Source organism: Endoryza foliicola (genome assembly GCF_050589245.1).
GTDB classification, from domain to species: domain Bacteria; phylum Bacteroidota; class Bacteroidia; order Chitinophagales; family Chitinophagaceae; genus Endoryza; species Endoryza foliicola.
Genome location: NZ_JBOBEW010000006.1, coordinates 142,513 through 163,537 on the forward strand (window position 1 = coordinate 142,513; position 21,025 = coordinate 163,537).

Below are 21,025 nucleotides of genomic sequence, written 5' to 3' on the forward strand. Positions count from 1 at the left end.
ACATTATGTATCGAGGTTTGAATTTATATCGGAAAATATTGCTGGCAATGCGATGTCATTATTGTTATATGGGTTACAATCGCTGGTCTTTAATCATTTTTATTACTTTCTTTTTAACACAGTCATGTAAGAATATGAGTTCTGATATTTTGCTTAAAGGTGATGGAATTTCATTTAATCCTGAAGTTGGGTCAACATACAAGTATGAGATTGATGAAACTAAGGAAATTGTACAAGCTATAGGAGGAAGCGAAAATAGGGTGCAGCTAACGATTAATAGCAAAATTGGGTTAGTGTATAAAGTCTCAAAAAAGATAAATAACACTTATGAGATTTTAGTTCAGTTTGAGAATTGCATTATGGATAGTCATTCAGGAGAAGAGACTGAAAGAGATTTTACTTCACAGCCAAAAAACATTGAAGCTTTTAAAGGAGCTACTTTTAGTTTTAATCTTTTGGCTGATGGCAGAGTTGAGAATATAAATGGTTATAAAGAGTTTAAAGAAAAATTTATAGCTCTCAAAGCATCAAATATAAAAATGAGCAATTTTGGAGACATCCCAGATAGTTCTTTTAGGGAAGAAGATTTTAAAGATATTTTTGAAAAAATTTCTAACATATTGCCAAGTAAGGTGGTGTTTGTAAACTCTTCATGGTTAAGTAAAGACTCATTGGAAATAGGGGAATCTCATAGCCTAAATGCACAACATACTCTTGATAGTATCAGTGCCGGAATCGCCTACATAAAAACTGTATCGCCTATTGAGCAAACAGTAACTGCCTTAAATCATAGTGTAGAAATGAAAGGAGAAGAAAATGGTATAATTGAAGTTGAAGCAACGACAGGGATGCTCATGACAAGTTCCCGAAAATCAATCATTGCAGGCAATTTGAAAATAGGAGATGTTGATGTAGTTGTGAATATAAATCGTAGAAGTGTGATAACAGGAAAAAAATTATAGTTAGTTTGAGTTCAACATAAAGCTAGGCACTGCCGACGGGCTTTATTATTTATTTAGCGAAAGCTTTCTTTACTTTATGATGTGAGAGAGCCATATCAATAAAATAATACACTTTGTCTTTTTCTTCTGTTGGCAACCCTTCGATATCTTCCATCCGCTTCATGAGTTTTTTATCCAGCACCATTTTGTTAGAGCCGCCGAGCAGGTAATCAACTGAAATGCAGATTTAATCAGCGATCTTTACAGCCATCTCTATTGAGGGGCAATGCTTCCTTGCGTTTCTTGTATTTGATTTCACAATAGCAAAATGATTTCTATTATCATACATTGTGTCAATTAGAAATGCACCGATATCAGCGATGATTTATTAAAGCTATTTCTTCAACTCAATTGAAAAGCTAATCTTAACATCCAACGCCTCAAAAACTTTCAACAAGGTTTCTAGGCGAGCGCTTTTTACGCTGTTTTCAATTTTGGAGATTTGGGCTTTTTGTACACCTACCAATTCTCCCAGTTGTGTTTGAGTGAGGTTCTTTTGAATTCTTGCTTGTTTAATGGCCGCTCCAAGAAGGTCTAGACGCAGTTCGGCCTCAAAAGCTTCTCTTTTCTTTGTGCCACGCTTTCCGATGTGTTTGTTGATGAGAGCTTCTAGTGGAATTGCTTTGATTTTTGTTGCCATGGCTAGTTGCTTGTTTTGTTTTTGAAATAGAGCACTCGGAGCTTTTCCGCGATTTCAATCTCATTTACTGGAGTTTTTTGAGTCTTTTTTAGTATTCCATGAGTAACAATTACGATAGTGTCCGCCCCATCTGTGTGATCCCAAAATGCAAAAAGTCTGTAACTGTTTCCTCTATATCGAGTTCTAAACTCCCAAATATTTCCATTTAATTTCTTGAATAGTTCCTTATCTATCACAAATTGCGATTTGGCAAGGTTGTATAGGATTTTCTCTTTTGCTTTAGATTCAATCTTTTCTAAATAATCAACAGCATCTTTGAGCATAAAAACATTGAACCGCGGTTTCATAGAAATCTCATATAAATATAATGGTTTCCTAAATAGGAAACAAATTTTGTTCTCTCTACAAAACTAATATTTTGCGGTGGCTTGGTGAAAGGGGATGTATGTTTGTGTAGTAGCCTACAAACAAAGGGCGCTAGTTTGCAAGCATTACGGATAATCATATCATTGTTCTATGTTCCAGTATTCTTTTAGGTTAGATCACTATTTCTTATATTTATTGTAGGAATTGTTGAGAGCGAGTAATTTAAAGCATGTTCTTATTTTAGAATTACAAAACGGTTTTCCTTCATGATTTTGTCGGATATAGTCGTGTGTAATACAGATTGGATCTAAAACTTTAATTAGACAATTATGGCTAAAGATCGAATACAAAAATGGGTTTATCTTTCTGCACTTTTGGTATACATAGTTTCTTGGGTTCTAAATTCGAATTACCATAATTTTTATTCAATTAGTTCCTTTGGAATTGCTTACTGGGCTATTGACTTGATAGTTACAATTCCTTTGCTATTCCAAGTTTTATTCAATAATAAGTTTGGCTGGATTGTGATTTTGTTTTTGTTGGTCATTCACTTGTCTTTTTCGATACGTGAAGCGTTTTCCATACCAGACAATAGCTCTGCCATTCTTCCTTTAATTTTGTTCTATTTACTCTCGTTCGGGTTAATGATTTTCCTGTATCCTCTAGAACAAAAAGGAAATGATTGAATAATTACTTGAATTTTTAAGAGTGTTTGTTTCACTACTTGTGAATATAAATAGGCCAATTGTCTTCTAAGAAAATTGATTGGAGTCGAAATAAAAAGCATTAAAAATGAGCCAACTATTTTTATTTTTAAGTTTCTTTAATAACGCAGATTGTCGTTTGATTTATTTAGATAAAGTTTTTGAAAGCCAAAACATGGCTAAATACTTTATAGTGATAAGCGTAAAAGTTGACAATAATGAAGGGGACGTAGTTGTTTCGAATAAAAATCTTTATAATTCGCTAAGAAGGAAAGATAGAAGGTTTACTATTTTTGACAATTATTGCACAATAATAAAAGACAAAATAGTCAAGAATGAATCTATTGAATTTACAAAAGCCAAATTGACAAAGATGAATACAAAATTGATCGAGCCAGATAGTTCAGTTTTGGAATGGAGTGATAAAGGCGAAGAAGTATTTGTTAAACACTATTTTGAAGTTTATCAAGAACACAACTATGCAACTTTAAAAAGTGATGTTCATGCTCAAAGTATTCCTACTATTGTAAAGGTTCTTTTCAATTGGAATTATCTGATTACTTCTGTGGAGGGTAATTTAGTCATCGAGCAATTGGATTTTTGCAAAAAGGATTCGAATTAGCGCAAGCCCAGTTCAAGCAATAATGACCTTGTTAATTTTGGTTGCCATCGGCTCTCAGTTTTTGCAAGAATGTTGTTGAATAGCTTAGGTTCTTACACAGGTTTCTTTTCAGGTTGGGTGAGAGTTTTTCAAATTTTAGGCTGTGAGTACGGGCAACCAGTGGCTTTATGATAACAGCTATTACGGATAGTGATAAAGCCAGGCAATTCTGGTTTGTGTTTTATGACGCATACGCCTGTTTAGTTCTTTAGTCTCATATATAAATACTCATTAGATTCTTTTATCGAAGAATTCATCCCGTGTAATAAAGCATGCATTATAAAGAGCTTTCTATGATAATGTAGACCATAATTATTCGTGTGCAGAAAAGATGGTTTTTTAATTGTATAAGTTCGTTATCCAACCAGCAATACTATCCAGTGTGGTGTTTTGTTATTTGCGATTATTGACTACTTTATTGTCTCTAAGTTTGTCACTACAAAATATCTCTAGTGTCTTTTATTGAATAAACAAAAAAGCACCGACATCATCGGTACTTTTCTTATATATCCTTTAATCCCTTCAGGAAATCGTCATTTCTTTTACTCCGGCTAAAGCTCTCACGGTGGCTACAATGCCCTCTGCATCCAGTCCTATTTCACGGTACAATTGCTTTGGCGTTCCGTGCTCTACCAATCGGTCGGGGATACCCATGATGGTTATTTGCGCTTTGTAGTTGTGTGCGGCCATGAATTCCAAAACGGCTGAGCCAAAACCACCTAATACGGTGCCGTCTTCCACTGTTACTACTTTATCGTATTTGCTGAATACTTCGTGCAACATGGTTTCATCAAGCGGTTTTACGAAACGCATGTCGTAGTGCGCAGGATCCAAACCCTCTGCTCTGAGTTGACGAATAGCGGCCGTTACAAAGTTGCCGGGATGCCCTAAACTCAATATCGCTACTTCTTTTCCGTCTTTCAATTTTCTTCCGGTTCCGATCTTGATTTCTTGGAACGGTGTTTTCCATTCCGGCATCACCCCTTCTCCTCTTGGATAACGAATGACCATCGGGTAGTTCGTTCCGGGTAATTGTGCCGTATACATCAAGTTGCGCAACTCCGCTTCGTTCATCGGTGAACTGATGATCATGTTCGGGATGCAACGGAAATAGGCAATATCATAGCAACCATGGTGTGTTGGTCCATCTTCTCCTACCAATCCCGCACGATCTAAACACAATACCACCGGTAATTTCTGCAAGGCCACATCGTGCACCACCTGATCAAAAGCGCGTTGCATGAACGATGAATAGATATTGCAGAACACCCTCAATCCTTGCGTAGCCATACCCGCACTTACCGTTACGGCATGCTGCTCGCATATGCCTACATCAAATGCACGATCCGGCATTTTTTCCATCATGAATTTCAAAGACGAACCGGATGGCATGGCCGGAGTAACCCCGAATACCGCAGGATTCTTTTCTGCTAATTCAATAATGGTATGACCAAATACGTCTTGATATTTTGGAGGCTGAGGTGTGTCGTATACTTTCTTCTGAATTTCTCCGGTTACTTTATCAAACAAACCGGGCGCATGCCATTTGGTTTGATCTTTCTCCGCCAATGCATATCCTTTCCCTTTGGTGGTGATGATGTGCAATAGCTTTGGACCGGGAATGTTTTTTAAATCCTGAAGGGTGTCTACTAGTTTGGTGATGTTGTGTCCATCAATCGGTCCAAAATAGCGGATCTTCAACGCTTCAAACAAATTACTGCTCTTGTTTACAAAGCCTTTTACACCGTGTTCCAGTTTGCTGGCCATTTCACGGGTGAAATTTTTGCCTACGGGTAATTTGCCCAACGCATTCCAGATATCGTCTTTCAGTTTGTTATAGGTTCCTGAAGTAGTGATATCGGTTAAATATTCTTTGAGAGCACCTACGTTTGGATCGATGCTCATACAGTTGTCGTTCAAGATGATCAGCATGTCGCTGTCAGATACCCCCGCATGGTTCATGGCTTCGAAAGCCATACCTGCAGTCATAGAACCATCTCCAATTACAGCAACACTTTTTCTGTTCTCTCCTTTGTACTTCGCTGCAATGGCCATACCTAAGGCGGCAGAAATGGAGGTTGAAGAGTGTCCTACACCAAAAGTGTCGTATTCGCTTTCCGTTCTTTTGGGGAAGCCGCTAAGACCTTTGTATTTACGATTGGTGTGAAATTGATCGCGACGACCGGTTAAGATCTTATGACCGTAAGCTTGGTGACCCACGTCCCATACCAGTTGATCGTAAGGGGTATTGTAAACATAGTGAAGTGCTACCGATAGTTCCACCACGCCCAAACTGGCTGCAAAGTGACCGCCATGGACGCTCACGATGTCGATAATGTATTGGCGTAATTCCTCCGAAACCTGATGCAATTGCTCGCGGCTGAGTTTTTTCAAATCGGCCGGAGAATCAATGGTTTTCAGTAAAGGACCTGGGGTTATTTCCATCGGTGCTAGTTTATGTTCAAAATTACCAAAAAATAAGCGTATTAAAGCTAGAACAAAATTACCCAAAAGGGGTTCAATGGAATGCCCAAATATTTGCGAAAATGCCGTATTTTCCTGCTTCTAATGGTTTTTTTGGGCCGATAGAGGGCTGAATTCACCTTATATCCAAAAAGGCGGGCATAGCCGCCCCTATTTTTTAGATTTGCTCTGATTATGCGACTGTTTTCGAGGATATCAAATTATTGGTTGTGTCAGCTTGGTGGCTGGGGCTTGATTGTGTTTTCCATGATCTTCTACAAAGTGGGATTTCGAGAGAACCTGAGCTTCCTCGACCTGGCTCGTATTTCGGTGTTCTTTTTCGGGGGGATCATTAGTACCCACCTGATGAGAAGTTACCTGAAAAAGAAGGGATGGATGCAGTTGTCGATCGAGAAAATGATCCCGCGCCTGCTGCTGGCCATCATTGTAACCAGTATTTTCTACAGTTTGATCATCATCCTTTTCTTCCAAGTACTGGCGGTTAAGGAGAGCGCAAAGGATTTCACTACTCGATTAACGGGTATGGTTTTGAATACCGGTTTGCTGATCACACCCTGGATGCTGATCTATTATTTCTATCATTACATTGAGAGCAGCCGCCGTCAGCAACTGAATAACCTGAAATTGCAGAGTTTGGTGAAGGAATTGGAGCTAAAAACCATCAAATCTCATATCAATCCGCATTTTATTTTCAATGCCTTGAATAGTATTAGGGCCTTGATTGATGAAAATCCGGGTAGGGCGAGAGATGCCATTACCGAATTGAGCAATATTCTGCGCAGCAGTATGCAGGCTGAAAAGTTGGAGACCGTGCCTTTTGAGAGAGAGCTGAATATTGTGAAAGACTATCTGGCGCTCGAATACATTCGATTTGAAGACCGGTTGAAAGTAGAATATCAGATTGATGAAGACACGCTCGATTCTCCCGTTCCGCCTATGATGCTGCAAACTTTGGTAGAAAATGCCATCAAACATGGAATTGGAAAAGAAGTGAAGGGAGGCTTGATTCGGATCATTTCCGATTACAATGGAAGATTTCACGAGCTGATTGTACAGAATCCCGGAATTTTGAGTGATGAAATAAAAGGAGAAGGATTTGGCCTTTCCAGCACGCGAAACCGACTTCAGCTCTTATTTGGTACGAATTCTGAATTTCAAATTACACAGGAATCCAAAAACATGGTACAAGTGAAAGTGATGATTCCTGTATCTATAAACTAAAGTTGCGAAATGGTAAAAGCTGTAATCATTGACGACGAGCGTTTGGCTCGTAACGAATTGAAAAAATTGTTGTCCGACTACCCTGAAATTGAAGTAGTGGCCGAAGCCACCAATGTGGGAGAGGGATTGGAGAAGATCGAACAATTGAACCCCGATTTAATTTTCCTCGATATTCAAATGCCCGGCAAAACCGGATTTGATTTATTGAGCGAACTCGATCGCACCCCACATGTTATTTTCACCACTGCTTATGATGAATACGCATTGAAGGCGTTCGAAGTGAATGCCTTGGACTATTTATTGAAGCCTGTAGAGCCCAAACGCTTGGCCGATGCTATACAGAAACTGCAAATGCAGGAAGAAAAAGACAATGCGCCTGTTAATCCAAATGTAAATGTGAATCGTTCCATTCTTTCCGAAAACGATCAGGTATTCGTGAAAGACGGCGAACGATGCTGGTTTGTGAAATTGAATGAAATTCGTTTGTTCGAAAGCGTTGGTAACTATGCGAAAGTGTATTTCGGCGTGAACAAACCTTTGATCTTAAAATCACTCAATGCGCTGGAAGAGCGTTTGGATGAAAAAACTTTCTTCCGTGCCAACAGAAAGCATATTGTGAACCTTCGCTTGATTGAAAAAATTGAACCTTATTTCAATGGCGGGTTGTTATTGGAATTGAAGGGCGGAGAGAAAATTGAAGTGAGCCGCAGACAAACGGTGAAGTTCAAAGAAATGATGAGTTTATAAGTCTTTAAATAATCAACAATAAAGAACACGCTGACACGGCGTGTTTTTTATTAAATCTTCTTTTATGAAAAAATTACTGTTACCGGTTTTGTTTTTAGTGGCCTCGGGAAAACTCGTTGCGCAGAATATTGACAAGATCATTAATCCGGCCGAAGTAGAACGCATTGAGAAAATTTTATCCGCTGATGATATGCAGGGACGAAGAACATTCTCTCCCGGCATTGACAAAGCCGCCGATTTTATTGCATCGGAATTCAAGAAAGCAGGATTGAAGCCCGTGAATGGAGCTTCTTATTTTCAGGAGTTTAGCATGGTGCGCACAAAATTTGTAGCTGCCGATGGTACTATCAATGGAACTGCTGTTGATAGCAAAGACATCGTTGGATTGACTACACAACCTTCTGTGAGCATCACTGAGAAATCAGGATACGATTGGGTTTCAGTAGGTCCGAAAGATACCTTGTTCAATGTGGTGCGTCGCTTGCAAGCTGCGAAAAAGAATGCAGTGGTAACGGTTGATACCAGTTTCAGACGCCAATTCAATAGCTTGAAAGGCATGCGCAGAGAAATGTTTGCTTCCGATTTCTCCATCATTTTGGTGTTGAGTTCAGAGAAGCCCTCTACCTATGCTATTAACTTCAAACAAGAGATCACACCCATGCCATTGAAAAATGTGGTGGGCATACTTCCCGGAAAATCGAAGAAAGAAGAGTATGTTATTTTCAGTGGTCACTACGATCATTTGGGAATAGCTAAGCCAAATGCTGCCGGTGATTCGATCTACAATGGAGCAAATGACGATGCGGCCGGAACAACCGCTGTGATCATGTTGGCGCATTATTTCGCACAGAAGAAAGACAACGAACGTACCATCATATTTGCAGCTTTCACAGCTGAGGAAGTAGGTGGATACGGAGCACAGTACTTCTCTCGCCAATTTAAGCCGGAGCAAGTAATGGCCATGTTCAATATTGAAATGATTGGTACGGAAAGTAAGTGGGGCCCGAATGCCGCTTATATTACCGGTTACGACAAATCGAGCATGGGTGAGATCTTGCAAAAGAATTTGCAAGGAAGTGATTTCACTTTCCATCCCGATCCATACAAAACACAGAACTTGTTTTATCGCTCCGACAATGCCACTTTGGCTCGTTTAGGAGTACCTGCCCATACCATTTCAACATCGCGTATGGAACCCGATCCAACTGCTTTCAACAAAGAAGTCGACAAATACTACCACACCCTCGATGATGAAATTGAAACACTCGATATGAAGAACATGGCCGCCATCATCCGCGCCATCGCCATCAGTTCGAATACAATTGTAGCAGGGAAAGATACGCCAACGAGAGTGGAGGCAGGGAATTTGAGGAATTAAGAAAGAGAGGGAGAAAGAACAGGAAGAGGAGCAGGGGGAATACAAGAACGAGGATGAGAGGAGACGAGGAAGATACAGAGAAAGAACAGGAAGAGGAACAGGGGGAATACAGGAACGAGGATGAGAGGAGACGAGGAAGATACAGAGAAAGAACAGGAAGAGGAGCAAGGGGAGCGTTGCGTTTCCGCTGCGATCGCTGCGCCGCTGCGGTGAAGAAAAAAGAATTTAAAAATAAAAAGAGCCATCAGTTTACTACTAAAAAGTTTAAACCGATGGCTCTTTTCTTTATGAAATGAAAATGCTTTATTAACTATAAACGGCCCCAAGCCTAATACCTAAATCCCAGCCTTACACAAACTTCCCACTCACCCTCTCAAACGCCCCTTTAATCTCCTCATTACAAAGATTTCCCAAACTGCCTTCATGCGTGTGATGCAATTGTTTGGTATAATCGAAATCAAAGGTTCCCGCGTCAATGCTATTACCCACTTGCTTGTACGCTTCGCGGAAAGGAATGCCTTTGTTTACCAATTCGTTCACTGCCTCTACACTGAACAAGTACTTGTATTTTTCATCGTCTAAAATACCGTCTTTTACTTCCATGTTCGAAAGCATTAAGATGGTTAGATCGATGCAGGCTTTCAATTCATTGATAGCAGGGAAGAGAATTTCTTTAGTGAGTTGTAAATCTCTATGATATCCTGATGGCAGGTTTGCCAACAATAAATTCAATTCATTGGGAATGCTTTGAATGCGATTGCATTTCGCACGGATCAATTCAAAAACGTCGGGATTCTTCTTGTGCGGCATGATACTGCTTCCTGTAGTAAGTTCATTCGGAAACGATAAGAATCCAAAGTTTTGATTCAGGTACAAACATCCGTCCATAGCCAAACGACCAACTGTGGCAGCAATACTACTCAATGCCATTGAGGTTAATTTTTCTGTCTTCCCTCTGGTCATTTGCGCATACACGGCATTCCAGTTTAAATCGCCAAAGCAAAGAAGTTCCGTTGTTCTTTTTCTATTCAAAGGGAAGGAAGATCCGTATCCGGCGCCGCTTCCCAAGGGATTTTTATTCGCCACTTGATACGCTGCCGCTAGGAATTCCATATCATCTACCAAACTTTCCGCATAAGCACCCAACCACATACCGGCCGATGAAGGCATGGCAATTTGCAAATGGGTATAACCGGGAATGAGTTTGTCTTTGAATTTATTGCTTTGCGTTTGCAAGCACTCAAATAAAGCGGTAACCGATTTTTTGATGGCCAGAATCTCAGCTCTCAAATAAAGTTTGATATCAACCGCCACTTGATCGTTTCTGCTTCTTCCGCTGTGAATCATTTTACCGGCTTCGCCAATCTTTCTGGTCAACATCAGTTCCACCTGTGAGTGAACATCTTCAACGCCGTCTTCAATTTGAAAGGCACCGGATTCGATGATTGCAGCAATTTCTTTCAACCCCGATACTGCTAAGTCAGCTTCAGCCTTGCTCATCAAACCTACTTCACCCAGCATGGTTACGTGTGCAATAGAACCTTGCACATCGTATTTAGCGAGGTGAAGATCGAATTCTTTATCGCGACCCACCGTGAATTGCTCTACAATTGCCGCGGTACTGGTTTGTTCTTTTTGCCAAAGTTTCATAACAGATGCTTGGTTTAACGTACTATTTGATCGAGTAGTTGAATGTATTTTTCAATGCCTTGATGAATTTCTTCTACAAAGATAAACTCATCGGCCGTATGACTGCGCGCACTATCGCCGGGACCCATTTTCAAAGTAGGGAAAGGCATCAAGGCCTTGTCGGAAGTAGTAGGGGAGCCATAATAAGAGCATCCTAAATTGATTCCTGCTTTGATCAATGGATGATCCAATGCAATGGATGTAGAGCGCAAACGTGTACTTCTCGGTTGTATCTCACTGCCTACATTTGCACGAATGATCTCGAGTATTTCTTCAAACGTGTAGAGTTCGTTCACTCTACAATCAATCACGAATTTGCAATGCGCCGGCACTACGTTGTGGGCTTTGTTTTCCGTTTCAATAACGGTAACGGTCATTTTTACGGGACCTAATAAGTCAGATACTTTGGGGTATTGATAGGATTGTATCCACTCAATATCTTTCAATGCTTTGTACAACGCATTTTCACCTTCGTTGCGAGCCGCATGTCCTGCTCTGCCTTTTGCCGTGGCATCCATCACCAACAATCCTTTTTCGGCTACGGCCATTTGAAGAAGGGTGGGTTCACCTACAATTCCGAAATCAATATGTCCCAATCTAGGCACCAAGGCTTCAATTCCATTGTGACCTGAAATTTCTTCTTCTGCTGTTGCGGCAAAAACGAAATTGTGGCTCAAATTGCTTTCTTCATAGTAATGGAGGAATACCGCCATCAGTGAAACCAAACAACCTCCGGCATCATTGCTGCCCAAACCAAATAGTTTTCCCTCTTCAATATCCGGCTTGAATGGATCGCGGGTATAGCCTTTGTTGGGTTTTACCGTGTCGTGGTGAGAATTAAGAAGGATGGTAGGTTTATTGGGATCGAAATGTTTGTTCTGTGCCCAGATATTGTTGAGATGCGTTTTGGTACGCACTCCTTTCGATTCTAAAAAGCGTTCAATAATATCTGCTGTTTGCTGCTCTTCTTTACTGAAAGAAGGAGTAGCGATCAACTGTTGTAATAAGGTTACTGCATTTTGTTGCAGTTGTTGAATTGACTCACTCATGTACGATGCTTGTACCGGTTTTACCGGCGATTAAGAGTTCCAGTTGCGCAGCGTTTCCAATGATCACTTTGTTTACTCCGTCTCTTACTGCTGCAAATGCATTGTCTAGTTTAGGAATCATTCCTGCAAATATTTTGCCCGATGCTTTCAATGTTTCGTAATGGTCGGGTTTGATTTCCGGTATTACAGTACTGTCGTCGTTCGCATCCAGCAATACACCGGCTTTTTCAAAAGAATAAATCAATTGAACCTTATAATAAGGGGCCAATGCTTTTGCGATTTCCTGCGCCATGGTATCGGCGTTGGTATTGAGAATGTGTCCTTCTTGGTCGTGTGTTAGCGGGGCCACTACCGGCACCCAGCCATTGTTAATGAGTACCTGCCAAGAGGCAGGCGGTATGGCGGCGCTTTTTACATCGCCTACAAAGCCATAGTCAATTTCTTTTACCGGTCGCTTTTTGGCCGGGATAAGATTTGCATCGGCACCGGTGATGCCAATGGCATTGGTGCCTAATGCTTGTAGCTGTGCTACAACTTGTTTGTTTACCAGTCCTCCGTACACCATGGTTACCAAATCAATGGTAGCTGCATCGGTGATCCTTCTTCCGTCAACATATTTCGATTCAATTCCCAATTGATCGCCGATACGCGTGGCAATTTTACCACCACCATGGATCAATATTTTCTTGCCCGGAACGCTTGCAAATGACTTCAAGAAAGCTTGCAGTGGTTCTGTTGCATCGAGAATATTGCCTCCAATTTTTATGACGTACAGCGGTTCCATAAACGAATTCTATCGGGATTTAAGAATAGTACTTAATACTGTTTGAGCGGCCCACACACGGTTACTGGCTTGTTGTGTAACGATGCTATTGGGTCCGTCCAAAATTTCATCACTCAATTCTACATTTCTTCTTACCGGTAAGCAATGCATTACTTTGGCATTGTTCGTCAAAGCCAAACTTTCTGCAGTGAGCATCCATTCCGGATCATTGCAGTAAATACGACCATAATCAGCATACGTACTCCAATTCTTCACATAAACAAAATCCGCATCTTTCAATGCTTCACTTTGATTGTGAGTAATGGTGGCACCTTTGGTGAACTGCGGATCCAATTCATAGTCTTCGGGATGCGTGATCACAAAATCGGCTTCTCCCCAAGCGTTTACCCATTGAGCAAAGCTATTGGCCACACATTGCGGCAATGGCTTTACGTGAGGTGCCCAAGTAAGTACGATCTTCGGTTTTTTGTTCAATGGCTTTGCGGCCAATTGTTCCGAGATGGTGATGATGTCGGTGAAACTCTGCAATGGATGCAGGGTAGCACTTTCCAAACTCACCACCGGAATGCCGGCGTACTTGATAAATTGTTTGATGTAGAGCTCGCTGTAATCGTCTTCTTTGTTTTTCAAAGAAGGGAAAGTGCGAATGCCCAAAACATCAAAGTACTTACCAAGAATAGGAGCCGCGTCTTTTACGTGTTCTACGGTGGTACCGCTCATGATCGCTTCTTCTTCAAATTCTAGGGCCCAACCTTCTTGTCCCACATTAAATACGATGGCTTCCATGCCCAATTGTTGCGCAGCAATTTGCGTGCTCAATCGGGTTCTCATACTTGGATTTAAAAATAACAATCCCATGCGTTTCCCTTTACCCAAGTGCTGGTCTATAAAGGGATTGGCTTTGTAAGCAAGCGCCTGCTTCACCATTTCGTTAATGTTGGGCAGGTCGTGAACTGAAATGAACTGATTCATGTGCGTTGACCGGGTTTGAAAATATTCGATTGATTAGTTGTTCTTGAGTTTTTCGATCTCTTCTTTGATCGCATCGATAAAATCTTCCGCATCACGTTTTTTCAAGGCCAAAGAGGGCAACAAACGGATTACATTTGGCTTTGCTTCTCCTGTAAATATCTTTTGATTCAATAAGAGATTTTTCTTTAAGTCTTTCAGTTCTTCCGGAACATCAAATCCAATCATCAATCCTTTTCCTCTTACATTTTGCAGTTCAGGAATTTTCTTCAATTCTTCTTTCAAGTAATGTCCGGTTGTTACGGCATTACCTAATAATTTTTCTTCTTCAATTACTTCCAATACAGCCAATGCTGCGGCGCAAGCCAAATGGTTGCCACCAAAAGTAGTTCCCAATTGGAAATGCTTTGGTTTGATATGGGGAGCAATGATGATACCTGCTACCGGGAATCCGTTGCCCATTCCTTTGGCCATGGTATAAATATCGGCATTTACACCGGCGAAATCGTGAGCAAAGAATTTACCACTTCTTCCATAACCGCACTGAACGCTATCGGCAATGTAAACGGCTCCGTACTGATCACAATTCTTACGAATAGCTTGTAAGAAACTGTTTTCAGCCACATGAATACCTCCTACACCTTGAATACCTTCAATGATAACTGCAGCAGTTTCATCGCCATGCTTTTTAAAGTAAGCGTTCAATGCTGCTTCATCGTTGAAAGGCAGGAAGGTTACATTATCGGTTTCGTTCACCGGAGCTGTATAGGCTTTGTTATCGGTTACAGCAACGGCGAGAGAAGTACGACCGTGGAATGATTTTGAAAAAGCGACTACTTTCTTTCTGTTGGTATGGAAAGAAGCCAACTTTAAAGCGTTTTCATTTGCTTCAGCACCGCTGTTGCAAAGAAAGAGTTGATAATCTTCTTTGCCGGTCATTTTGCCAAGCTTGGTAGCTAATTGTTGCTGCAAAGGAATTTTAATTGAATTCGAATAGAATGCAATCTGTTCCAGCTGACCTTCAATTCGTTTAACCCAATGAGGATGTGTATGTCCAATACTAATCACTGCATGACCACCATAAAGGTCGAGGTATTGTTCGCCTTTATCGTCCCACACATAGGAACCTTTTGCCTTAACGATTGAGATGTTGTTGATGGGGTAGACGTCGAAGAGAAGCATTAAGTAGAGTTTTTAAGTTATTTAGTTATTTAGTTTTTTTGGTGACCAAGGCTATAGGCTTTAGGCCTTAGGCATTAGGCTTTGGGCCGTTTATAGAAGTTATATGTTTTAAGTTGTTTAGTTTTTTAGTTTGGCATCCAAGGCGATAGGCTTTAGGCTTTAGGTTTTGGGCCTTTTTTCGTTTATAAATTGTTTTAAGCTTTGAATGAAGCTATTTATCATTTTTAAAAGTTGAGTAATGTTATCGTCTATCTCATTGAATAACTCAATAGAGATATAGTTTAACTCTTTTGCAAGCAAGCAGCAATATTGAGTTTCGAGTAGTGAACCAATTGAATATTCAAGAAATCGAACAAAATCTTTTTTACTATCCCTAGAACAACCTTCAACTATGTTCAGGGGTACAGATAAAGCAGCTCGACTTAATTGGCTTCCCAACACAAACTTTTCTTCAGAAGGCAAGTGCTGGACTATATTCTTACGAATCGTTAGATTTAACTGATGGCTTTTCACCCAAATATTGAGGTCTCGATAATTTCGCATGTTGCAATTTCAATCAAAGTATGAAAGCAAAATGCGGACTAAAAACTCTTATTTGTAGTATACAACCTTTCTTTATGCGGCATCAGCCTAAAGCCTAAAGCCTAACACCTAAAGCCTAAAGCCCAAAGCCTAAAGCCCAAAGCCCAAAGCCTACCACCTACCACCTAAAACCCACTCCCCTTCAACCTCAACCCCATTCCCTCGTCCAACCCGAACATCAAATTCAAATTCTGAACGGCTTGTCCGCTGGCGCCTTTGAGCAAATTGTCGGTGGCGCTGTGAACTACGAGTTGGTTTTCTATTTTTTCTAATTGGATCAAGCACTTGTTGGTATTCACTACTTGCTTTAGGTGTAAAGAAGTGTTGATGAGATGCGTAAAAGGATGGTTTAAGTAGAATTCACGGTACAAGGTTTCCAATTCGGCGAGCGATGCATCGCAGCTGAGTTGAGAACTGATGAAAATACCGCGCGTGAAATCGCCACGCCAGGGTACGAAATTAACAGACACCGGTTGATTGCCATTCAATTGTTGAATCGATTGGTTGATTTCTCCCAAATGCTGATGCGTTAATGTTTTGTATGCTTGAATATTATTGGCCCTCCAACTAAAATGAGAAGTGGCACTTAAGCTTTGTCCGGCACCGGTACTTCCCGTAATTCCGGTAGTGTACACAGCGCTTAGTAATCCTGCTTTTGCCAAAGGCAACAACCCTAGTTGCAAGGTAGTAGCAAAACAACCTGGATTGGCCACTGCTCTGGCTGATTTAATTGCTTCTTTATTTAATTCCGGTAATCCATAAACGAATTGAATGTCGTTGTGTGTGGATTGCGGTTTTAATCTGAAATCGTTCGCTAAGTCAATGATCTTGGTGTTGGCGGCTACTGTATGTTCTTGCAAAAACTTTCTCGACTCGCCGTGACCTAAACACAGAACCAATACATCGATACTTCCATTAGAAACGAAATTGGTATCATCGGTAAAGATTAGATCGGTGTCGCCTTCCAAATCACTGTGCACAGTACTGATGGGTTTGCCCGCAGTGCTTCTGCTGTGAATATGGGTTAAACTTACTTCCGGGTGATGAATGAGAATTCTCAAGAGTTCACCTCCGGTATAACCTGCGCCACCTATGATTCCAACTTTGATGCTCATCTTATTGCTTGTTTTCTTCTTGAACGGCGTTCCAGATAGAAGTTTGATTGCCGAATATTTTTGAGAAACCTCTTACATCGTCGCCGGTGAAGCCGGTGTTCATTTCACCGTATTTACCAAATTTGCTGCTCATTAAATCAAACGCACTGGTAATTCCAATTACTTGGAAACGATAAGGCATGGCTTGTACGAAAACATCACCTGTTACATTGTGCTGACTGTTTTCCAAGAAGGCTTCTATATCGCGCATTACAGGATCCAAAATTTGACCTTCGTGCATCCAGTTTCCGTAGAACTGAGCCAAGGTATCTTTCCACTGCAATTGCCATTTGGTAAGCACGTGCTTTTCCAAAGCGTGGTGCGCTTTTAAGATGATCATGGGTGCGGCTGCTTCAAAACCCACGCGACCTTTGATACCGATGATGGTATCGCCAACATGGATATCACGACCAATGCCATAAGGTCCAACAATGCTTTGTAAGTATTGAATGGCTTCAGAAGGGTGCTCAAAGTTTTGATCGTTCACACCGGTCAATTCGCCTTTATCGAAATGCAATTTGATTTCTTCAGAACCCGATTTGGTTACTTGTGTTGGCCATGCTTCTTCAGGAAGCATACCCTTTGAGTTCAATGTTTCTTTTCCTCCTACGCTAGTACCCCAAAGTCCTTTGTTGATGGAGTACATGGCTTTTTCGAAATTGATGTTGACGCCTTTGCCTTTCAAGTATTCAATTTCTGCTTCACGGCTTAATTTCAAATCGCGGATCGGAGTGATGATTTCTACACCGGGAATCATGATGTGGAAGATCATATCGAAACGAACTTGATCGTTACCTGCTCCGGTACTACCGTGTGCCACTGCATCGGCGTTTAGTTTTTTTACATGCTCTGCGATGTGCAACGCTTGACTCAAACGTTCTGCCGATACGCTCAATGGGTAGGTATTGTTCTTTAAACAGTTTCCGAAAATCAGGTACTTGATGATTCTGTCGTAATAACCTTTTACCGCATTTACCGTGGTATGAGTTTTCACTCCAAGATTGTAAGCGTGTGCTTCAATTTTCTGAAGTTCTTCTTCTGTGAAGCCACCGGTATTTACAATTACACTGTGTACTTCGTATCCTTTTTCTTCACTGAGGTATTTTACGCAGAAAGTGGTATCCAATCCACCGCTGAAACCGAGAACAATTTTCTTACTCATTTTTGCCTGGAGAAATTTATAAGTTGAAAAACAGTTGTAATAATGATTTGGGCTTACCCTCACCTGATTTACCGTCTTTTTTACGGAAAGGCTTCAATAGTTTCCATTGTTTGAAACGGAACAAACGCTCGAAGGATGATTTGTTTTCTTCGAAGTATTGTGTTGTTTCCTGAGGGGTATAATGATCTTTTGGATCGAACAACATGGCCGTGCACAAGCAGTTTTTGCGCTCTTTGCTCATGAGGATGTCGTAGTTCACACAGCTTTTACAGCCTGCCCAGAAAGCTTCGTCTTGTGTAAGTTCACTGTAGGTAACAGGTTCGTATCCGAGTTCGCTGTTGATTTTCATAACAGCCAAGCCGGTGGTAAGACCGAAGATCTTTGATTCGGGGTATTTTGCGCGACTTAATTCGAAGATTTTCTTTTTGATGGCTTTGGCCAATCCACCTTTTCTGAAGGCAGGGGCTACAATAAGTCCGGAGTTGGCTACATATTCACCATGTCCCCAGGTTTCAATATAACAGAAGCCGGCCCAGATACCATCTTGGTTGAAAGCGATCACGGCTTTGCCTTCGCGCATTTTTTCCTGAACGTATTCAGGTGTGCGTTTGGCGATACCGGTTCCGCGGGCTTTGGCAGAGGAAGCCATTTCATCGCAAATAATTTGAGCGAAGCTGCAATGAGATTCGTTTGCGATCACTATAGAGAAGCGTTGTTGCTGTTCCATTTCAAATGAAATAAGTGGTTGAGATACAATCGTTAACGTACTAAGAAAAAGATAGAATCTCCCTAAAGGAGCATAGTTCCGATACCTGAAAGGACACTATGGTAAGTGAGTATCAACGTCGCACCACAACGGGAATTGGGCGGCTAACAAAAACTGTACGAGGGCGTACAGGAAAAACCCCACGCAATATAGTGGTAGCCTTGGCAACCACATCAGCGAGTATTATGGTGAGATTTTTTTGCATCTTCTAGATAAGAATGACTTGTTGCTTAAAAGTTTAACGGCACAAAAGAAATCATTTTTTTTAATAAATGCCGGTTTTTTCGGTTAAAATTTGGTTACTAAGGAAAAATAGTTGTGGCGCGGGTTAGAAGTGAACAAACGGTAGTAAAACAATTAATAATTAATCAATTAATAATTAATAATGAAACAGCCGGAATACAGGAGGGAGGAAGGAGGATAGAGGAGGGAGGAAATACAGGGGAGAAAGAACAAAAGGAATACAGGAAATGAGGATACGATGATGAGAGGAAGCGAGGAACGAGGAAAGACAGGGGAGGAAGATATTTATGAATGAACGGAGTGATATTGGTTAAGATCCGCCGTCGATTTATCGCGTTGAATGAAGACGGGGAGAAAGAACAAGAGGAGGAACAGGGGGAATACAGGTAATGAGGAGACGAGGATGAGAGGAAGCGAGGAACGAGGAAAGACAGAGAGCCTGTCAACGCTGCGTTACCGCTGCGCCGCTGCGGTAAAATACACAAAACTATTTTTGAGGCATTCGGAAAGTCAACAAAACTTTGGTGAAAGAAGAGGAAGGAAATACAGATATTCGTTGCGAACCTTTGCGATCGTTCAAGCTTTGGGGTAGAGTAAACTGACTGTAATCTCAGAACGCCAACACCTAAAGCCTAATACCTAAAGCCTAACACCTCATTTCACGATACTCAACCCATGAATCGCAGCACTCATATCTAAAATCAATTGCGGGTCTTTTTCGATGGCGTTGCCAATCACAATCATATCAGCTCCGGCTTTGCAATTGAGGTATGCTTTCTCCGGATCTTTGATGCCGCCTCCAACTATCAAAGGCACTTCAATTACTTTTGAAACGGCTTCAATCATGCTTTCAGTGATCGGTTTCTTTGCACCGCTACCGGCATCCATGTAAATCAATTTCATACCCAACATTTCGCCGGCCATCGCCGTGCACATGGCAATTTCATTTTTGTCGGAAGGAATGGGTGCTGCATTGCTAATGTAGGAAACCGTGGTAGGAGCGCCGCCATCGATCACCATATAACCGGTAGACATGATTTCCAAACCGCTCTTTTTAACAGCTGCTGCTGAAATTACGTGCTGACCAATCAGAAGTTCCGGATTTCTTCCAGAAATCAATGAGAGGTACAAAAGAGCATCGGCGTATTTGCTTACTTGAGAGGGACTACCGGGGAATAATACTACAGGAATGGAAGATTGTTGTTTGATTTGAAGCACCACTTCGTCGAGTCTGTTCGTGATAACCAAGCTTCCGCCAACAAAGATGTAATCTACTTTCGCGTCTTCGGCCAAACGAATCAACTTATCAAGTCCATCAACAGTGATCTTGTCCGGATCAATGAGTACGGCAAATGATTTCTTCCCGCTGGCTTTCTTTTGTTGTATGGATTGGTAGGTATTCACTGACATCGACCGGATAATTGGTTATGTGCAAAAATGCAAAAACTTTTCCAAAAAGGCTATTTCTAAATTATAAACGCAAATTCATACCTAATTGTATGATATGGTCGTTGAACTTTGCCGCAGCCCCAACAATTCTTCGGTACTGATACCCGAGATCCATATCGAGGTGAGTAGAAAAGCGTCGTCCCAATCCTACAATGTTTCTTGATTGATCAAATACGCTATTATTTGTGGCTTTTTTATTCCAGAGATTGAAGAAGGTTTCCTCTTGCGCCAACGCATAGAAGCCTTTTGTAAAGGAACCATTTCCTTTGAAAGGAAACATCGCACGAATCATGATACGAGTTCTTCCTGCAAACGAATAGCTATCGGTGCTTACTTTGTTGCCCGATAATACAGCTTTTGGAACGATGCGTTCTTCTAACATAGTCCTCTGCGTTAGTAATACATGTTTCAATGGCCAGCGGAATACAAGCTGTTGCCAGAACTGGTGTTCATCGGTGTAGCCACCAATATTGCTAAGTACTACTCTTGAATGAAGAAGGTTGTAACCAATAGTTACACTTGCTTTGGAGTTGATTCTATAACCAATTCCCGGACGAAAGAAAACAGTTTGAAAATGGGCCCATTTGTCTGACGAGCGAAGCGCGATATCAGTGCTGAAAAACCATTTTTTATTCAGATTCACACTAGTAACGAGGCCATACCATCCTACATGACGATCTTGAACCTGAGCTTTTACCAATTGACTGCTAACAAAAACAAGAAAGAAGACACCGAGAAGCCGTTTTTTCATAGCGCAAAAAAAGGAATAAATACTGTGAAACAGGCGTAAAATC

19 protein-coding genes are annotated in these 21,025 nt (G+C 41.1%); 5 read left to right on the forward strand and 14 right to left on the reverse strand.

Features of this window, described 5'->3' with window-relative positions; all coding sequences use genetic code 11:
* Nucleotides 1–134: 134 nt before the first annotated feature.
* Nucleotides 135–962: a DUF6263 family protein gene (locus ACQ2HE_RS14670; RefSeq protein WP_430902463.1), complete on the forward strand. Its 828-nt coding sequence runs from the start codon at nt 135–137 to the stop codon at nt 960–962.
* Nucleotides 963–1,335: 373 nt separating this feature from the next.
* Here the strand turns inward: ACQ2HE_RS14670 and ACQ2HE_RS14675 are convergent, their stop codons facing one another.
* Both ACQ2HE_RS14675 and ACQ2HE_RS14680 read right to left on the reverse strand, forming a co-directional pair.
* On the reverse strand, nt 1,336–1,641 hold the full coding sequence (locus ACQ2HE_RS14675; protein ID WP_430900124.1) for a helix-turn-helix domain-containing protein: 306 nt from the start codon (nt 1,639–1,641) through the stop codon (nt 1,336–1,338).
* A gap of 2 nt (nt 1,642–1,643) precedes the next feature.
* Nucleotides 1,644–1,964 carry a type II toxin-antitoxin system RelE/ParE family toxin gene (locus tag ACQ2HE_RS14680; protein WP_430900122.1) on the reverse strand — a complete coding sequence of 107 codons (321 nt, stop codon included), beginning with the start codon at nt 1,962–1,964 and terminating at the stop codon, nt 1,644–1,646.
* A gap of 835 nt (nt 1,965–2,799) precedes the next feature.
* On the opposite strand from ACQ2HE_RS14680, the gene ACQ2HE_RS14685 reads away from it, so the two are divergent.
* Nucleotides 2,800–3,333, forward strand: a complete 534-nt coding sequence (locus ACQ2HE_RS14685) for a hypothetical protein (protein WP_430900120.1) — start codon at nt 2,800–2,802, stop codon at nt 3,331–3,333.
* A 561-nt stretch (nt 3,334–3,894) separates the two neighbouring features.
* Here ACQ2HE_RS14685 and dxs read toward each other — a convergent pair.
* Entirely contained in the window at nt 3,895–5,817 is a 1,923-nt protein-coding gene (gene dxs / locus ACQ2HE_RS14690; protein WP_430900118.1) for a 1-deoxy-D-xylulose-5-phosphate synthase, read from the reverse strand.
* A gap of 213 nt (nt 5,818–6,030) precedes the next feature.
* Here dxs and ACQ2HE_RS14695 point away from each other — a divergent pair, with 213 nt between their 5' ends.
* The 3 genes from ACQ2HE_RS14695 (at nt 6,031) to ACQ2HE_RS14705 (ending at nt 9,202) form a co-directional block, all read left to right on the forward strand.
* Nucleotides 6,031–7,077: a sensor histidine kinase gene (locus ACQ2HE_RS14695; RefSeq protein WP_430900116.1), complete on the forward strand. Its 1,047-nt coding sequence runs from the start codon at nt 6,031–6,033 to the stop codon at nt 7,075–7,077.
* Between the two features lie 9 nt (nt 7,078–7,086).
* Nucleotides 7,087–7,824 (forward strand): LytR/AlgR family response regulator transcription factor, encoded by a 738-nt coding sequence (locus tag ACQ2HE_RS14700; protein WP_430900114.1) that lies wholly within the window; start codon nt 7,087–7,089, stop codon nt 7,822–7,824.
* Nucleotides 7,825–7,888: 64 nt separating this feature from the next.
* Nucleotides 7,889–9,202 carry a M28 family peptidase gene (locus tag ACQ2HE_RS14705; protein ID WP_430900112.1) on the forward strand — a complete coding sequence of 438 codons (1,314 nt, stop codon included), beginning with the start codon at nt 7,889–7,891 and terminating at the stop codon, nt 9,200–9,202.
* A gap of 348 nt (nt 9,203–9,550) precedes the next feature.
* On the opposite strand, the gene argH is transcribed toward ACQ2HE_RS14705, so the two are convergent.
* The 11 genes from argH to ACQ2HE_RS14760 form a co-directional block, all read right to left on the reverse strand.
* Complete coding sequence (gene argH, locus ACQ2HE_RS14710; protein ID WP_430900108.1) at nt 9,551–10,852, reverse strand: argininosuccinate lyase; 1,302 nt, start codon at nt 10,850–10,852, stop codon at nt 9,551–9,553.
* A gap of 14 nt (nt 10,853–10,866) precedes the next feature.
* Nucleotides 10,867–11,940, reverse strand: coding sequence for a M20 family metallo-hydrolase (locus ACQ2HE_RS14715; protein WP_430900106.1), 1,074 nt, complete (start codon nt 11,938–11,940; stop codon nt 10,867–10,869).
* Nucleotides 11,933–12,724 carry an acetylglutamate kinase gene (argB, locus tag ACQ2HE_RS14720; RefSeq protein ID WP_430900104.1) on the reverse strand — a complete coding sequence of 264 codons (792 nt, stop codon included), beginning with the start codon at nt 12,722–12,724 and terminating at the stop codon, nt 11,933–11,935. The genes ACQ2HE_RS14715 and argB overlap by 8 nt, the downstream gene beginning before the upstream one ends.
* A gap of 9 nt (nt 12,725–12,733) precedes the next feature.
* Complete coding sequence (locus tag ACQ2HE_RS14725) at nt 12,734–13,696, reverse strand: Rossmann-fold NAD(P)-binding domain-containing protein (RefSeq protein WP_430900102.1); 963 nt, start codon at nt 13,694–13,696, stop codon at nt 12,734–12,736.
* A gap of 33 nt (nt 13,697–13,729) precedes the next feature.
* Nucleotides 13,730–14,875 (reverse strand): aspartate aminotransferase family protein, encoded by a 1,146-nt coding sequence (locus ACQ2HE_RS14730; RefSeq protein ID WP_430900100.1) that lies wholly within the window; start codon nt 14,873–14,875, stop codon nt 13,730–13,732.
* Between the two features lie 159 nt (nt 14,876–15,034).
* The gene (locus ACQ2HE_RS14735; RefSeq protein ID WP_430900098.1) at nt 15,035–15,418 is read right to left on the reverse strand and encodes a four helix bundle protein; all 384 of its coding nucleotides are present in this window, start codon (nt 15,416–15,418) and stop codon (nt 15,035–15,037) included.
* 164 nt (nt 15,419–15,582) lie between these two features.
* Nucleotides 15,583–16,572, reverse strand: a complete 990-nt coding sequence (gene argC, locus ACQ2HE_RS14740; protein ID WP_430900096.1) for an N-acetyl-gamma-glutamyl-phosphate reductase — start codon at nt 16,570–16,572, stop codon at nt 15,583–15,585.
* A gap of 1 nt (nt 16,573) precedes the next feature.
* On the reverse strand, nt 16,574–17,773 hold the full coding sequence (locus ACQ2HE_RS14745; RefSeq protein WP_430900094.1) for an argininosuccinate synthase: 1,200 nt from the start codon (nt 17,771–17,773) through the stop codon (nt 16,574–16,576).
* 16 nt (nt 17,774–17,789) lie between these two features.
* A complete protein-coding gene (locus tag ACQ2HE_RS14750; RefSeq protein ID WP_430900092.1) occupies nt 17,790–18,500 on the reverse strand; it encodes a GNAT family N-acetyltransferase in 711 nt (236 codons plus the stop codon).
* A 936-nt stretch (nt 18,501–19,436) separates the two neighbouring features.
* Nucleotides 19,437–20,192, reverse strand: a complete 756-nt coding sequence (locus tag ACQ2HE_RS14755) for a phosphoglycerol geranylgeranyltransferase (RefSeq protein ID WP_430900090.1) — start codon at nt 20,190–20,192, stop codon at nt 19,437–19,439.
* Nucleotides 20,193–20,253: 61 nt separating this feature from the next.
* On the reverse strand, nt 20,254–20,982 hold the full coding sequence (locus tag ACQ2HE_RS14760) for a DUF2490 domain-containing protein (RefSeq protein WP_430900088.1): 729 nt from the start codon (nt 20,980–20,982) through the stop codon (nt 20,254–20,256).
* Nucleotides 20,983–21,025 lie beyond the last annotated feature (43 nt).

Coding starts and splice junctions, on each gene's coding strand:
- ACQ2HE_RS14670 (WP_430902463.1), top strand. CDS start 135: ATGAGTTCTGATATTTTGCTTAAAGGTGATGGAATTTCATTTAATCCT.
- ACQ2HE_RS14675 (WP_430900124.1), bottom strand. CDS start 1,641: ATGGCAACAAAAATCAAAGCAATTCCACTAGAAGCTCTCATCAACAAA.
- ACQ2HE_RS14680 (WP_430900122.1), bottom strand. CDS start 1,964: ATGCTCAAAGATGCTGTTGATTATTTAGAAAAGATTGAATCTAAAGCA.
- ACQ2HE_RS14685 (WP_430900120.1), top strand. CDS start 2,800: ATGAGCCAACTATTTTTATTTTTAAGTTTCTTTAATAACGCAGATTGT.
- dxs (WP_430900118.1), bottom strand. CDS start 5,817: ATGGAAATAACCCCAGGTCCTTTACTGAAAACCATTGATTCTCCGGCC.
- ACQ2HE_RS14695 (WP_430900116.1), top strand. CDS start 6,031: ATGCGACTGTTTTCGAGGATATCAAATTATTGGTTGTGTCAGCTTGGT.
- ACQ2HE_RS14700 (WP_430900114.1), top strand. CDS start 7,087: ATGGTAAAAGCTGTAATCATTGACGACGAGCGTTTGGCTCGTAACGAA.
- ACQ2HE_RS14705 (WP_430900112.1), top strand. CDS start 7,889: ATGAAAAAATTACTGTTACCGGTTTTGTTTTTAGTGGCCTCGGGAAAA.
- argH (WP_430900108.1), bottom strand. CDS start 10,852: ATGAAACTTTGGCAAAAAGAACAAACCAGTACCGCGGCAATTGTAGAG.
- ACQ2HE_RS14715 (WP_430900106.1), bottom strand. CDS start 11,940: ATGAGTGAGTCAATTCAACAACTGCAACAAAATGCAGTAACCTTATTA.
- argB (WP_430900104.1), bottom strand. CDS start 12,724: ATGGAACCGCTGTACGTCATAAAAATTGGAGGCAATATTCTCGATGCA.
- ACQ2HE_RS14725 (WP_430900102.1), bottom strand. CDS start 13,696: ATGAATCAGTTCATTTCAGTTCACGACCTGCCCAACATTAACGAAATG.
- ACQ2HE_RS14730 (WP_430900100.1), bottom strand. CDS start 14,875: ATGCTTCTCTTCGACGTCTACCCCATCAACAACATCTCAATCGTTAAG.
- ACQ2HE_RS14735 (WP_430900098.1), bottom strand. CDS start 15,418: ATGCGAAATTATCGAGACCTCAATATTTGGGTGAAAAGCCATCAGTTA.
- argC (WP_430900096.1), bottom strand. CDS start 16,572: ATGAGCATCAAAGTTGGAATCATAGGTGGCGCAGGTTATACCGGAGGT.
- ACQ2HE_RS14745 (WP_430900094.1), bottom strand. CDS start 17,773: ATGAGTAAGAAAATTGTTCTCGGTTTCAGCGGTGGATTGGATACCACT.
- ACQ2HE_RS14750 (WP_430900092.1), bottom strand. CDS start 18,500: ATGGAACAGCAACAACGCTTCTCTATAGTGATCGCAAACGAATCTCAT.
- ACQ2HE_RS14755 (WP_430900090.1), bottom strand. CDS start 20,192: ATGTCAGTGAATACCTACCAATCCATACAACAAAAGAAAGCCAGCGGG.
- ACQ2HE_RS14760 (WP_430900088.1), bottom strand. CDS start 20,982: ATGAAAAAACGGCTTCTCGGTGTCTTCTTTCTTGTTTTTGTTAGCAGT.